Annotated in this window: 13 protein-coding genes; 11 read left to right on the top strand and 2 right to left on the bottom strand. The window is 66.6% G+C overall.

The genetic code is table 11. The features are described 5' to 3' along the window. Positions 1-3: 3 nt before the first annotated feature. The 3 genes from miaB to dapF are packed head-to-tail and all read left to right on the top strand — an operon-like array spanning position 4 to position 3,449. Positions 4-1,560 (top strand): tRNA (N6-isopentenyl adenosine(37)-C2)-methylthiotransferase MiaB, encoded by a 1,557-nt coding sequence (gene miaB, locus ACWRN3_RS02450; protein WP_476739779.1) that lies wholly within the window; start codon positions 4-6, stop codon positions 1,558-1,560. Between the two features lie 3 nt (positions 1,561-1,563). Further along, a complete protein-coding gene (miaA, locus tag ACWRN3_RS02455) occupies positions 1,564-2,460 on the top strand; it encodes a tRNA (adenosine(37)-N6)-dimethylallyltransferase MiaA (protein WP_255175055.1) in 897 nt (298 codons plus the stop codon). Between the two features lie 44 nt (positions 2,461-2,504). Further along, complete coding sequence (gene dapF, locus ACWRN3_RS02460; RefSeq protein WP_476739780.1) at positions 2,505-3,449, top strand: diaminopimelate epimerase; 945 nt, start codon at positions 2,505-2,507, stop codon at positions 3,447-3,449. Here the strand turns inward: dapF and ACWRN3_RS02465 are convergent. Then, positions 3,421-4,044 carry a class I SAM-dependent methyltransferase gene (locus ACWRN3_RS02465; protein WP_476739781.1) on the bottom strand — a complete coding sequence of 208 codons (624 nt, stop codon included), beginning with the start codon at positions 4,042-4,044 and terminating at the stop codon, positions 3,421-3,423. The genes dapF and ACWRN3_RS02465 overlap by 29 nt on opposite strands. A gap of 437 nt (positions 4,045-4,481) precedes the next feature. Here ACWRN3_RS02465 and hflX point away from each other — a divergent pair, with 437 nt between their 5' ends. Both hflX and ACWRN3_RS02475 read left to right on the top strand, forming a co-directional pair. Beyond that, complete coding sequence (gene hflX / locus ACWRN3_RS02470) at positions 4,482-6,059, top strand: GTPase HflX (protein ID WP_476739782.1); 1,578 nt, start codon at positions 4,482-4,484, stop codon at positions 6,057-6,059. Beyond that, complete coding sequence (locus tag ACWRN3_RS02475; protein ID WP_476739783.1) at positions 6,052-8,109, top strand: ATP-dependent DNA helicase; 2,058 nt, start codon at positions 6,052-6,054, stop codon at positions 8,107-8,109. The genes hflX and ACWRN3_RS02475 overlap by 8 nt, the downstream gene beginning before the upstream one ends. A 48-nt stretch (positions 8,110-8,157) precedes the next feature. Here the strand turns inward: ACWRN3_RS02475 and lexA are convergent, their stop codons facing one another. After that, positions 8,158-8,892, bottom strand: a complete 735-nt coding sequence (gene lexA / locus ACWRN3_RS02480; RefSeq protein ID WP_255175060.1) for a transcriptional repressor LexA — start codon at positions 8,890-8,892, stop codon at positions 8,158-8,160. 353 nt (positions 8,893-9,245) lie between these two features. Between lexA and ACWRN3_RS02485 the strand changes: the two genes are divergently transcribed. The 6 genes from ACWRN3_RS02485 (at position 9,246) to priA (ending at position 13,306) form a co-directional block, all read left to right on the top strand. After that, on the top strand, positions 9,246-9,596 hold the full coding sequence (locus ACWRN3_RS02485) for a LysM peptidoglycan-binding domain-containing protein (RefSeq protein ID WP_159632320.1): 351 nt from the start codon (positions 9,246-9,248) through the stop codon (positions 9,594-9,596). Positions 9,597-9,751: 155 nt separating this feature from the next. Then, positions 9,752-10,870: a histidinol-phosphate transaminase gene (locus ACWRN3_RS02490; RefSeq protein WP_476739784.1), complete on the top strand. Its 1,119-nt coding sequence runs from the start codon at positions 9,752-9,754 to the stop codon at positions 10,868-10,870. Positions 10,871-10,931: 61 nt separating this feature from the next. Then, positions 10,932-11,558 (top strand): imidazoleglycerol-phosphate dehydratase HisB, encoded by a 627-nt coding sequence (hisB, locus tag ACWRN3_RS02495; RefSeq protein WP_224025616.1) that lies wholly within the window; start codon positions 10,932-10,934, stop codon positions 11,556-11,558. Next, a complete protein-coding gene (gene hisH / locus ACWRN3_RS02500) occupies positions 11,555-12,316 on the top strand; it encodes an imidazole glycerol phosphate synthase subunit HisH (protein WP_476739785.1) in 762 nt (253 codons plus the stop codon). Before hisB ends, hisH begins: the two co-directional genes overlap by 4 nt. After that, complete coding sequence (locus ACWRN3_RS02505) at positions 12,317-12,475, top strand: hypothetical protein (protein WP_476739786.1); 159 nt, start codon at positions 12,317-12,319, stop codon at positions 12,473-12,475. Positions 12,476-12,559: 84 nt separating this feature from the next. Beyond that, positions 12,560-13,306 carry a bifunctional 1-(5-phosphoribosyl)-5-((5-phosphoribosylamino)methylideneamino)imidazole-4-carboxamide isomerase/phosphoribosylanthranilate isomerase PriA gene (gene priA / locus ACWRN3_RS02510; protein WP_159632316.1) on the top strand — a complete coding sequence of 249 codons (747 nt, stop codon included), beginning with the start codon at positions 12,560-12,562 and terminating at the stop codon, positions 13,304-13,306. The last annotated feature ends 17 nt before the right edge of the window (positions 13,307-13,323 follow it).

Raw genomic sequence — 13,323 nt, forward strand, 5'->3', positions numbered from 1 at the left:
CGGGTGAGTTTGACCATTCCTTCCCCCCGACCCGGCGCCACCCCTTCCGTCGAAGCAGGGGCCGTGCCGCAAACCGGAGGCCTGCCCCGCACCTACCAGGTGCGCACCTTCGGCTGCCAGATGAACGTCCACGACTCGGAACGGATGTCCGGCCTGCTCGAGGCCGCGGGCTACGTCCCGGCCGAGGGCGAGCATGCCGACGTCGTGGTCTTCAACACGTGCGCGGTCCGGGAAAACGCGGACAACAAGCTCTACGGCAACCTGGGCATCCTGGCCCCCGTGAAGGCGGCCAACCCCGGCATGCAGATCGCCGTGGGCGGTTGCCTGGCGCAAAAGGACCGCGAGACGATCCTGAAGAAGGCGCCATGGGTGGACGCAGTCTTCGGTACCCACAACGTCGGTGCCCTTCCCGCCCTCCTGGACCGGGCGCGGCACAACAATGAAGCGCAGCTGGAGATCCTGGAATCCCTGGACGTCTTCCCGTCAACGCTGCCCACCAAACGTGACTCCGTTTACTCGGGCTGGGTGTCCATCTCCGTGGGCTGCAACAACACCTGCACCTTCTGCATCGTGCCCGCCCTCCGCGGCAAGGAAAAGGACCGCCGGCCCGGAGAGATCCTCGCCGAGATCCAGGCACTCGTGGACGACGGCGCCATTGAAGTCACCCTGCTCGGCCAGAACGTCAACTCCTACGGGGTGGAATTCGGGGACCGGCAGGCATTCTCCAAGCTCCTGCGTGCCTGCGGAGAGATCGAGGGGCTCGAACGCGTCCGGTTCACCAGCCCGCACCCTGCCGCCTTCACGGATGACGTCATCGACGCCATGGCAGAGACGCCGAACGTGATGCCGCAGCTGCACATGCCGCTGCAGTCCGGATCGGACAGCATCCTCCGGGCCATGAAGCGTTCCTACCGGTCCACCAAGTTCCTGGGCATCCTGGACAAGGTCCGCGAAAGGATTCCGCACGCCGCCATTTCCACCGACATCATCGTCGGCTTCCCGGGCGAAACGGAAGAGGACTTCCAGGCCACCCTGGACGTGGTGGAAAAGTCCCGCTTCGCCACCGCCTTCACCTTCCAATATTCAAAGCGTCCCGGCACGCCCGCGGCCGAACTGCCCGACCAGCTTCCCAAGGCCGTGGTCCAGGAACGCTTCGAACGCCTCACCGCCCTGCAGGACCGCATCGCCGCGGAGGAAAACCGGAAGCAGCTAGGCCGCCGGCTCGAAATCATGGTGACTGCACAGTCCGGGCGGAAGTCGGAGGAAACCCACCGGCTGTCCGGCCGGTCGCAGGACCAGCGCCTGGTTCATTTCTCGGTCCCGGAGGGCGCACCTGCCCCCAGGCCCGGGGACCTCGTCACTGTCACCATTACCGAGGCCGCGGCTTTCCACCTGGTCTCCGACCCGACGCCTGAGGACTACAGCCTTCGCCGTTCACGGGCAGGGGACGCGTGGGACAGGTCCCAGGCCGACTCCTGCGGAGCGCCGGTCCCCGGTTCCGGAGAGGCACGAAAGGGCGTCTCCCTCGGCATGCCCTCACTGCCGCTGCGCACCCGCTGACAGGTGGCTGCCCCGCCCGTCATCGCCGTCGTCGGTCCCACCGGCTCCGGAAAGTCCGACCTCGCCGTCAACCTTGCCCTCGAACTGGACGGCGAGGTCATCAACGCCGATGCCATGCAGTTCTACCGCGGCATGGACATCGGCACCGCCAAGATCACGGTGGCCGAGCGCAGGGGAGTTCCGCACCACCTCCTGGACATCCTGGACGTGACCCAGGAAGCCAGTGTTTCCGACTTCCAGGCCCAGGCGCGCGAAACCATCGACGACATCCATGGGCGCGGCAAGCGCGCCATCCTGGCAGGGGGCTCCGGGCTGTACGTCCGGGCCGCCCTGGACGTCCTGGAATTCCCGGGGACCGACCCTGCGCTGCGTGCCCGGCTTGAGGCGGAGCACGCGGAACTCGGCACAGGCGAACTCCTGGGCAGGCTCCGGAGGGTGGATCCCACCTCCGCCTCCCGGGTCTCCGATGCCCGGCGCATCATCCGCGCGCTGGAGGTCCACGAACTCACCGGGCGCCCCTTCAGCTCCTTCATGCCGCGGAGGGAGTACCACCAGCCCGCCGTCCAGGTGGGCCTCGGCGTGGACCGCGGGGTTTTGCGGGACCGGCTGGCAGCGCGCGTGCACCGGATGGTGGACGCCGGCCTGCTGGAGGAGGTCCGGATGCTCGATGCCAAAGGCCTGCGCCGCGGCAAAACCGCATCCCGCGCCCTGGGCTATGCACAGTTCCTGCGGGTCCTCGACGGCGCCTCCACCGTTGAGGCTGCCGCGGAAGAAACCATCGTGGCCACCCGGCAGTTTGCCCGGCGGCAGTTGACCTGGTTCCGCGCCGATCCCCGCATCACGTGGCTGGACTGGCAGGATCCGGAGCTCGTGGGCAAGGCAGCGGAGTTGTGCCGGTAGCTGCGGTTTCAGGACCGGCAGCACCCGCCGCTACGCTTGGGATCATGAATGCTACCCCCGCAGAAACCACCGGCCCCGCCCTGCGCACACTGAGCGGGCTCCGCTTTTCCAAGGGGCACGGCACCGGCAACGACTTCGTCCTGGTGGCGGACCCCGAGGGGACGCACGTAGTCGGCGCCGACCAGGCCGCCGCCCTGTGTGACCGCCACCGTGGGATCGGGGCCGACGGCCTGATCAGGGCCGTCCCGTCCCGCTTCCTGCCGGAGGGCCGGGAACTGCTCGCCGGCACTCCGGACGCGGAATGGTTCATGGATTACCGCAACGCCGATGGCTCCCTGTCCGAGATGTGCGGCAACGGGGTCAGGGTCTTCGTCCACTTCCTGCGGACGCAGGGCCTGATCGACCTGCCCGACGGCGGATCGCTCACCATCGGCACCCGGGGCGGCGTCAAGACCGTGGTCCGGACCGGAGACGGCTACGCGGTGGACATGGGACCCTGGGAGTTCATTTTCCCCGGTGAAGCCGGCGCCAAGGCCATGGACTCCCTTGTCACCGCCGACGGGCTGGAGGTCCCCCGGCCGGCACTCTCCGTGAGCATGGGCAACCCGCACACCGTGGTGGCCCTCGCTGAACTTGCGGAGCTCACGGGCACCCGGCTGTTCACCGCCCCGAAGGTCGACCCGGTACCCGCGAACGGGACCAACGTGGAATTCGTGGTGCCGGCAGAACCGCTGGTCCATGACGGCGTCGGATCCGTAACCATGCGCGTGCACGAGCGTGGCGTGGGGGAGACCCAGTCCTGCGGGACGGGCGCCTGTGCTGCTGCCGTCGCCATCAGGCACTGGGCCGGGGCGGAAGCCCCCGACGCCTGGCAGGTCCACGTCCCGGGAGGAACGGTGGGCGTGAAGTTCTTCGCCGGCCCCGGCGGCCACGAGCATGTGGAGCTCAGCGGCCCCGCAGTCATTGTGGCGAGTGGGACGCTTTCCTGACCTTCAGGATCCGGAAGGACTTGGACGTCGATTCGCGGGTCACGGTGAAGGAACTGTCCAGTTCGGCAGCCAGCCAGCGCTGAAGGGAATCAGAGCCAAGGTTCTTCTGCACCACCAGCCATGCGGTGCCGCCCTCTGCCAGGCGCGGCAGCCACAGTTTGAGCAGGGCATGCAGTTCATCCTTGCCGATCCTGATCGGCGGGTTGGACCAGATGGTGTCGAAGCGGATGCCGGGATCCACGGCCTGGGGCGTGCTGGCGACGACGTTGGACAGTCCCAGCGCGGCGGCGTTCTCGTTGGTCAGGGTGATGCAGCGTTCGTTGACATCCACGGCGTAGACCTTTGATTCGGGGGCCAGCAGCGCCATAGTGAGCGCCACCGGACCCCAGCCGCACCCGATATCCAGGAGATTGCCCTTTGGATGCGGGGCCGGAACTTCGGCGAGGAGCACCGCGGTGCCCTTGTCGATTCCGTCGGGGCTGAAGATGCCCGTGGAGGTCTGGAGCCGTCGCGTCTCACCGGCCAATTCCACCGTCAAAGGCTTCCGGGTAAAGGGGCCGGCAGGGGACGTGCTGAAATAGTGTGCGGACTCCATAACTGGCCAGAGTAGTTCCCCCTGCAGCGTAATGGGAAACCGGCCTGAAGGCCCTCTGCTACGCTGGAAGGCATGTTCCTGATCTTCGAGTAGCCGGTACGGGCCATGCCCGTCCCGCAGCCTGTCCTCCAGCGACAGTCCGTCCCGCAGCGACGCAGGTTTCCATGCCTTCCGCTTTGCGCACCGGCCAGACCTTTCCGTCTGAGCCGGCCGCCGGACAATACTCGAAAGTCAGCCTGCTGCTGCACTTCCTGCCATTCTCCGGCCTTTTCCAGCCCTGCCGCCGTCCTGACGCGGCATTCGAGCCCCGGCATCGCAGCCGGCGGCGAAACAACCAGGAGAACTGCATGACCGCCGGCCGTCAGCCCAGCGCGAATACTTTCCAACTTCCACCCAATCAGCACTATTCTGGAACTGCCGAATCTTCAAAGGAGACCATGACCAGCCAGCCCAATACCGGTTCCGAACCAGCCTCCCAGGACATGAGTCCGCAGGAGATCCAGGCTGTCATCGACCGGATCCTCGCCAAGGACGTACCGGCCAGAAACGTCAGCACGCCCGGTGGTGAAGGCGGCAGTGGAAAAGCGGTGCTTGGCAAGGCGCAGGCCATTTCCCGCCTTGACGAAGAACACTCAACCTATGACGGCGACCAGCAGGACCTCGAGGAAAGGCGCGCGCTGCGCCGGCGGGCAGGCCTGTCCACCGAACTCGAAGACGTCACCGAGGTCGAATACCGGCAGCTGCGCCTGGAACGCGTCGTCCTCGCCGGGCTCTGGTCCGAAGGAACGCTTGCCGACGCCGAAAACTCGCTGCGTGAGCTCGCTGCACTCGCCGAGACCGCCGGTTCGGAGGTCCTCGACGGGTTGGTGCAGCGCCGCGATAAACCAGACCCCGGGACTTTCCTGGGGTCCGGCAAGGCCCAGGAGCTGAAGGACATCGTCATGTCCACCGGCGCGGACACCGTGGTGGTGGACGCCGAACTGGCACCTTCCCAGCGCCGCGGCCTTGAAGACATCGTCAAGGTCAAGGTCATCGACCGCACGGCCCTGATCCTGGATATCTTCGCCCAGCATGCGAAGAGCCGCGAGGGCAAAGCCCAGGTGGAACTGGCACAGCTGGAATACCTGCTTCCCCGCCTGCGCGGCTGGGGCGAGTCGATGTCCCGCCAGGCTGGTGGCCAGGTGGGCGGCGCTGCTGCCGGCATGGGCTCCCGTGGCCCCGGTGAGACCAAGATCGAACTGGACCGGCGCCGGATCCGTACCCGCATGGCAAAGCTGCGGCGCGAAATTGCCGCCATGAAGCCCGCTCGGGAGACCAAACGGGCCAACCGCCGTCGTAACGAAGTGCCCTCGGTAGCAATCGCCGGGTACACCAACGCCGGCAAATCCTCGCTGCTCAACCGGCTCACGGACGCAGGTGTCCTCGTGGAAAACGCGCTGTTCGCCACGCTGGATCCCACTGTCCGCAAGGCCGAAACCGCCGACGGCCTGGGGTACACCCTGGCCGACACCGTCGGATTCGTCCGGTCGCTGCCCACACAGTTGGTGGAAGCCTTCCGTTCCACCCTCGAAGAGGTCGCCGACTCGGACCTGATCCTGCACGTGGTGGACGTTTCGCATCCCGACCCCGAAGGGCAGATCGCAGCGGTCCGGAAAGTCTTCAGCGAAGTCGATGCCCGCAAGGTGCCCGAAATCATCGTCCTGAACAAGGCCGATGCAGCCGACCCCTTCGTGGTGGAGCGGCTGAAGCAGCGCGAGCCGCGGCACGTGGTGGTCTCCGCCCGGACGGGGGAGGGCATTCCGGAGCTGCTGAAGGCCATCAGTGAGTCCATTCCCCGGCCATCCGTCAAGATGGAGCTGCTCATTCCGTACGACCGCGGGGACCTGCTCAGCAAGCTCCACGAGTCCGACGCCGAAATCCTCAGCCTGGACCACGTTGAGGCAGGCACCAGGGCTGCCGTGATGGTCCGTGAGGGCCTCGCGTCTGAACTGGAACCATTCGTCGTCAATGACTGACCCTGCTGCCGGCGAAGCTGCGCAGACGGCGGGCGAGCAGTTCGTTATTGAACTGCTCGACCGCGCCGTCGCCGGCATGGGCGGACAAAGCCGCACCGGACAACACGAAATGGCCCGCCAGGTGGCCCGGGCCATCGAAACCGGCAACCACCTGTTGGTCCAGGCAGGCACCGGCACCGGCAAATCGCTCGCCTACCTGGTACCGCTTATCGCCCATGCCCTGGAAAGCAACAAGCCGGCCCTGGTGTCCACGGCCACGCTGGCACTCCAGACCCAGATTGTGGGCAGGGACCTGCCCAGGCTCCTGAAGAACATCACGCCGGCACTGGACCGGCCGGTCAAGGTTGCCTTGGTCAAGGGGCGGTCCAACTACGTTTGCCGCCACAAGCTTGAAGGCGGTTTCCCGTCAGAGGAACCATCGGAAGGGCAGCTCTTCTCCCTGGGAGAGGACACCAGCGTTCCACATTTCGCTGCTTCGGTGGGCGGACCATCGTCGCAGCTCGGCAAGGAAGTGGTACGGCTCCGCGAATGGGCCGAAAAGACAACCACCGGCGACAGGGACGAGCTCCTGCCCGGCGTGACCGACCGCGCCTGGCGCCAGGTTTCCGTGACGTCGATGGAATGCCTGGGGGCACAGAAATGCCCGATGGCCGCCGAATGCTTCAGCGAACTCGCCCGGCAAGACGCAGCCGAGGCCGATGTGGTGGTCACCAACCACGCCATGCTGGCCGTCAGCGCGTTCGAGGGACTTGCCGTCCTGCCCGAATACGACGTCGTGGTGGTGGACGAAGCGCACGAACTGCAGGACCGGGTCACTGGCGCCGTGTCCGGACAGTTGTCCGTGGCTATGGTCCACGCTGCCGCTTCGGGTGCCCGGAAACATACCGCCATCACCGTTGACGCCCTGAACGCCGCAGCTGCCAACCTGGAACTGGCCCTTGCCGGCGCACCGAACGGCCTGCTTCCCAACGGGCTGAACGATGAACAGCTCGACTGCGTGGACCAGTTGCGTGAAGCGTGCCGGGCCGCGTTGTCCGATTCCAAAGGGGACAGCAACACCACAGCCGACGGCGGGCGGCAGCTGGCGCGTTCCCGGCTGATGCTCATCCTGGAACTCTGCGAAAGGCTCATTGCTGCACGCGAGAACCGCGAAGTGGTGTGGTTCTCCCGCGCCAGCACCTTCGATCCCGGCCAGGGATACTCACAGCCCGATGACAGTGCGCCGGTGCTGATCAACATAGCCCCGCTGTCCGTCGCCGGCAGGCTGCGGGAGGGACTCTTCGCAGACCACACCGTCGTGCTGACCTCTGCCACCCTGGCCATCGGCTCCGCCTTTGAACCGGCGGCCGGGGGACTGGGCCTGGTAGGCGACGGGGCCCCCAGCTGGACGGGCGTGGATGTTGGCTCGCCCTTCGACTATCCCAAGCAGGGCATCCTCTACGTCGCCGGCCACCTGCCCAAGCCCGGCCGCGGCGTGTCACAGGAAGCGCTGTCAGAACTCGAAGCACTCATCAAGGCATCAGGCGGGGGCGCCCTGTGCCTGTTCTCCTCGCGGCGGGCGGCCGAAGAGGCCGCCGACGCCCTCCGGCCCAAGCTCAATATGACTGTTCTCTGCCAGGGCGAGTCGACCATGACCGCCTTGGTCAAGCAATTCGCCGACGAACCGGACACCTGCCTCTTCGGCACTATGTCCCTATGGCAGGGCGTCGACGTTCCCGGAGGATCCTGCCGGCTGGTGGTCATAGACCGCATACCCTTCCCACGGCCGGACGATCCCCTGGTGACGGCGCGTTCGCGTGCCGTGGCGCAGGCAGGGGGAAACGGCTTCATGTCCGTTTCCGCCACCCACGCGGCCATCCGGCTCGCCCAGGGTGCCGGGCGCCTGATCAGGTCTACCGGGGACAAAGGCGTGGTGGCCGTCCTGGACTCACGGCTGGCCACCGAACGCTATGCAGGATTCCTGCGCGGTGCGCTGCCCCCGTTCTGGGCCACCACCGACCGCGCCAAGGCGCTGGCCGCGCTCAACCGGCTTGGTGCCGACGCTTCCTGACGGACTGCCGGACAACGCCTGCGCGGATGCCGCGCAGGCGTGCGCAGGCTAGAGGGAACGCAGGACCGAGACGACCTTGCCCATGATGGTGGCGTGGTCGCCCAGGATAGGTTCGTACTGCGTGTTCTGGGGGAGCAGCCACGTGTGGCCGTCGCGCTGGCGGAACGTCTTCACGGTCGCCTCGTCGTCCAGCAGGGCAGCAACAATGTCCCCATTGGCCGCGTCAGCCTGGCGCCTCACCACCACCCAGTCACCATCGCAAATGGCGGCGTCCACCATGGAGTCGCCAGCCACTTTGAGCATGAAAAGTTCGCCCTGGCCCACCAGCTGGCGGGGCAGCGGCATGACATCCTCCACGAGCTGTTCGGCGAGGATGGGCCCGCCGGCGGCAATCCGGCCCACCAAAGGAACCATGGCCGTATCCAGTGCGGTAGGCAGTTCGGTGACCGTGGCGCCCCCGCCCGCAGCCTGCGGCGCAGGAGACGCACCGGCGCCTTTGCCCCCGCCGTCCAGCGTGAGCGGCATCAGCACTTCCATGGCGCGCGGCCGCTTGGGGTCGCGGCGCAGGTAACCCAGCTTCTCCAACTGGGAAAGCTGGTGGGTCACGCTGGACAGGCTCGCAAGGCCGACGGTATCGCCGATCTCGCGCATGGAGGGCGGATACCCGTTCTCATTGACCGAGCGCTGGATGGTCTCGAGGATCTTTTTCTGCCGAGGGGTCAGCCCCTTGGCTGTCCTCTTGGATTGCGGGGCGGTCCTGCCCCCGGCGGCTGCTGCTGCCATATTCGCCAATGCCTTTCGCTTGCCGCCGGATCTTCCGTGTGCCGCTGTTCCACAGTGCCGCCGGAAGGACTCCCACTGTCATTGTCAGACCCTGCTGTTCAACTTCAGTGGTGGTTGTTCTGTGGTTTCAAAACTAGGCCAGCCACATTGCTTTTTCAAACATTTGTTCTAGCGAGTCTCGACATTGTTCGTTGATAGGTGCTAAAACTTAACAAGCAAAGTTCGAACATGTGTTCTAACCAGCAGATGCGCCATTCGAATACGCGGCCGGGAGAAGTCCCGGCGCGTATGAACGGCAAGGCAGCAGCGGGCGGACACCCGGGCAGCACGGCAAGTCCAGGAGGGCTTAGTTCATGTCAGCTTTATCTCTTCACCAGGTTTCACCTTCGTCCGCGCCCCTGCGGCTGACCCGCCGGGGGAGGATCGTCCTGATCGGAGTTCCGCTCGTGCTCCTGGCTGTACTCCTGCTGTCGCTTTCGGGCCTCTTCCACTCCCCGGCCAAGGCGTCGGACTCGGCCGCCGACCTTGCGGTGACGCCCACCGTCACGGTGACCGTGCAGTCCGGCCAGTCGCTGTGGGCCATTGCGGGCGCCGTCGCTCCGGACCGGGACGCCCGGGACGTCGTGGCGGACATCGTCCAGCTCAACAACCTTGCCGCGGGCACCGTTCTTCCGGGCCAGCAGCTCTTCGTCCCCACCCACTGATTGTCCGCAGCCGCTGGATCTGCCGCCTCCGCCGGCTGCCAGGGCCCGCTGCCTGCGCTGGCGCCTCACGTGAAGCGGGCGGCCGCGGGACATGCCGAGGGCGAACAGGAACCGTCACATTTTCCGGTCGTTGCCGCGGCAACTAAACTGTTCAGGTGAACGACCAGCTAGAACGTCTGAACCGGCTTCCCCTCCGCAGCAACCTCCGCGGCCTGACCCCATACGGGGCGCCCCAACTGGACGTCCCCATCCTGCTGAACGTCAATGAAAACACCCATGGTGTTCCCGCCGACGTGCGCGCCGCCATCAGTGCCGCTGTGACGGAGGCCGCTGCGGGCCTGAACCGTTATCCGGACCGTGAGTTCACCGCGCTCCGGAAGGCCTTGGCCGAATACCTCGGGCATGGGCTCGATGAAACCAACCTGTGGGCCGCCAATGGTTCCAATGAAGTCCTCCAGCAGATCCTCCAGGCCTTTGGCGGTCCGGGCCGCACCGCACTCGGTTTCCCGCCCACGTACTCCATGTACCCCCTGCTGGCCAGCGGAACAGACACGCAGTACATCACCGGGGAACGCGCGGAGGGCTATGACCTCAGCGCGGAGTCGGCCGCCCGCCAGGTCAAGGAACTGCAGCCGAACATCGTGTTCCTCTGCTCGCCCAACAACCCCACCGGGACGGGACTTGGGCTGGACGTCGTGGAGGCCGTCTATGACGCCGGTGCCGACAGCCAGGCCATCGTCATCGTCGATGAGGCGTACCACGAGTTCGCGCACGACGGAACTCCCAGTGCCCTGAAGCTCCTGCCCGGCCGTGAGCGGCTCATCGTGTCCCGCACCATGAGCAAGGCGTTCGCCCTGGCGGGTGCCCGGCTCGGTTACATGGCCGCTGCACCCGAGGTCACCGATGCCCTGCGGCTGGTCCGCCTGCCGTACCACCTGTCCGCCATCACCCAGGCCACCGCCCTGGCAGCACTTGAGCACCGCGAAGCGCTCATGGCCGACGTCGAAGACATCAAGAAGCAGCGGGACCGCATCGTGGCCGAACTGACCAGGATGGGCCTCAAGCCCGCCGCGTCGGACTCCAACTACGTGTTCTTTGGCGGCCTGGAAAATCCGCACCAGGTCTGGCAGGAACTGCTGGACGCGGGCGTGCTCATCAGGGACGTGGGCATCCCCGGCCACCTCCGGGTCACCGCAGGCACTGAGGCGGAAACCACAGCCTTCCTCACGTCCCTGGAACGCATCCTTGCCGGCCACGCCGCGCTTCACGCCTAGACTTGATACTGCGGCGCTGGTCGCCTTGAACCACTCCTTCTCGCACTAAGGATCCTTCACCATGAGTCCAACCGGATCGAATACGGCTGCTGCCCGGACCGCCCGCATGGAGCGTGCCACCAGCGAGTCCTCCGTACTCGTGGAGATCAACCTCGACGGAACGGGCGTATCGGACATCGATACCTCGGTGCCGTTCTACGACCACATGCTGACCGCCCTGTGCAAGCACTCGCTGATCGACATGACGGTCAAGGCCACCGGAGATACCCACATCGACGTCCACCACACCGTGGAGGACGTCGCCATCACCTTCGGCGAGGTCCTGCGGACTGCCCTGGGCAACAAGGCAGGAATCCGACGGTTCGGTGAGGCCACCGTGCCGCTCGATGAAGCGCTTGCCAACGCAGTGGTGGATGTCTCCGGCCGCCCGTACCTGGTGCACGGGGGTGAGCCGGCGGGCCAGGAATACCACCTGATCGGCGGCCACTTCACAGGGTCCTTGACCCGTCACGTTTTCGAGGCCATCACCCTGCACGCCGGCATCTGCCTGCACATGAACGTGATCGCCGGCCGGGACCCGCACCACATCGTCGAGGCACAGTTCAAGGCCTTTGCCCGTGCCCTGCGCGCCGCCGTTGAACCGGATCCGCGGGTTGAAGGCATCCCGTCCACCAAGGGTGCGCTGTGAGCGGGCAGGTCCTGAAGGACGGGGCAGTCATCGACCCGTCGGTGTCGCGCAGGCTGCCGTCGCCGGAAGGTAAGCCCACGGTCACGGTGCTGGACTACGGGTCCGGGAACGTCCGGTCGGCCGTGCGCGCCCTGCAACGTGCCGGCGCGGAAGTGATCCTGAGCTCGAAGCCGGAAGATGTGCTGAACGCGGACGGCCTGGTGGTGCCAGGCGTCGGCGCGTTCGAGACCGTGATGCGCGAGCTCAAGGCCGTGGACGGCATCCGGCTCATCGGCCGCCGCGTGGCGGGCGGCCGCCCGGTCCTTGGTATCTGCGTGGGCCTGCAGGTCCTGTTCGAGGCCGGGGTTGAACACGGTACCGAAGCCCAGGGCATCGGCGAATGGCCCGGCAAGGTGGAGGCCCTCCCCGCCGAAGTTGTTCCGCACATGGGCTGGAACACCGTCAAGGTCCCCGAAGGCTCGAAACTCTTTGCCGGCGTGGAAAACGAACGGTTCTACTTCGTGCACTCCTACGGCGTGCAGGAATGGAACTTCGACGTCATCCAGCCTCGGATGGCGCCGCCCCTGGTTACCTGGTCCGAGCACGGCGGACCGTTCATCGCCGCCGTTGAAAACGGCCCGCTCTGCGCCACCCAGTTCCACCCCGAAAAGTCCGGCGATGCCGGCGCGCGGCTCCTGCACAACTGGGTCGAAGGCCTGCGCAAGCCGGCCGCCGCTGACTCTGGCGCCCCGGCGGCCGACGCCGGCAGTGACGCCTAGATGTGGCCCGTACTCCTGACGGGCCTCGCCGGCCTGCTGATTGGCGGCGGCATCTCGTTCCGGCAGCAGCGCAAGCCCCTCTGGACCCTGGTGGCCTTTTATGTCCTGGCCGCAATGTCGCTGGTCGCCGCCTACCTGCTCACGCTGCCGGCCGGCTGATCCAGGGGCTCTGCGGCACTGCCTGAACGCGCCGAATTCCAATCGCCTTTGCCCGAAACCGAAGAACCAACACCGAGGATGAGTATGACCACCGCACATGACCTGCCGGTACTTGAACTGCTGCCTGCCGTCGACGTCGTCAACGGCCAGGCCGTCCGGCTGGTCCAGGGCGAGGCGGGCAGCGAAACCAGCTACGGAACCCCCCTCGAAGCGGCGCTGAACTGGCAGCAGCAGGGTGCCGAGTGGGTTCACCTGGTGGACCTTGACGCAGCGTTTGGGCGCGGCTCCAACGCCGACCTGCTCCGCGAGGTGGTGGGCCGGCTGGACATCAAGGTGGAGCTCTCGGGCGGACTCCGCGATGACGAAACGCTGGAAGCAGCCCTCGATTTGGGCGTCGCACGCGTCAACCTCGGGACCGCAGCACTCGAAAACCCGGAGTGGACTGCCCGGGCCATCGAGCGCTTCGGCGACAAGATCGCCGTCGGCCTTGACGTCCGGGGGACCACCCTGGCCGGCCGCGGCTGGACGAAGGAGGGTGGAGACCTGTGGGACGTGCTGGGCCGCCTCGAAGAGGCCGGCTGCGCCCGCTACGTGGTGACCGATGTGACCAAGGACGGCACCCTGCAGGGCCCGAACGTTGAACTCCTGCGCCAGATGGTGGAGAAGACCGGCAAGCCCGTGGTGGCCTCCGGCGGCATCTCCAGCCTGGACGACCTCAAGGTCCTCCGCTCGTTGGTTCCCCTGGGCGTCGAAGGCGCCATTGTGGGCAAGGCCCTCTACGCCGGAGCCTTCACGCTGCCCGAGGCCCTCGACGTCGCCGGCCGCCGCTAGGCGCGGGGAAAGCAGCC

This window comes from Pseudarthrobacter sp. rb (assembly GCF_056389225.1).

Bases quoted from the DNA above. Each gene is read 5' to 3' on its own strand.
- ACWRN3_RS02505 (WP_476739786.1), top strand. From the start codon at position 12,317: ATGTGGCCCGTACTCCTGACGGGCCTCGCCGGCCTGCTGATTGGCGGC.
- hflX (WP_476739782.1), top strand. From the start codon at position 4,482: ATGACCAGCCAGCCCAATACCGGTTCCGAACCAGCCTCCCAGGACATG.
- ACWRN3_RS02475 (WP_476739783.1), top strand. From the start codon at position 6,052: ATGACTGACCCTGCTGCCGGCGAAGCTGCGCAGACGGCGGGCGAGCAG.
- dapF (WP_476739780.1), top strand. From the start codon at position 2,505: ATGAATGCTACCCCCGCAGAAACCACCGGCCCCGCCCTGCGCACACTG.
- lexA (WP_255175060.1), bottom strand. From the start codon at position 8,892: ATGGCAGCAGCAGCCGCCGGGGGCAGGACCGCCCCGCAATCCAAGAGG.
- hisB (WP_224025616.1), top strand. From the start codon at position 10,932: ATGAGTCCAACCGGATCGAATACGGCTGCTGCCCGGACCGCCCGCATG.
- ACWRN3_RS02485 (WP_159632320.1), top strand. From the start codon at position 9,246: ATGTCAGCTTTATCTCTTCACCAGGTTTCACCTTCGTCCGCGCCCCTG.
- ACWRN3_RS02465 (WP_476739781.1), bottom strand. From the start codon at position 4,044: ATGGAGTCCGCACACTATTTCAGCACGTCCCCTGCCGGCCCCTTTACC.
- priA (WP_159632316.1), top strand. From the start codon at position 12,560: ATGACCACCGCACATGACCTGCCGGTACTTGAACTGCTGCCTGCCGTC.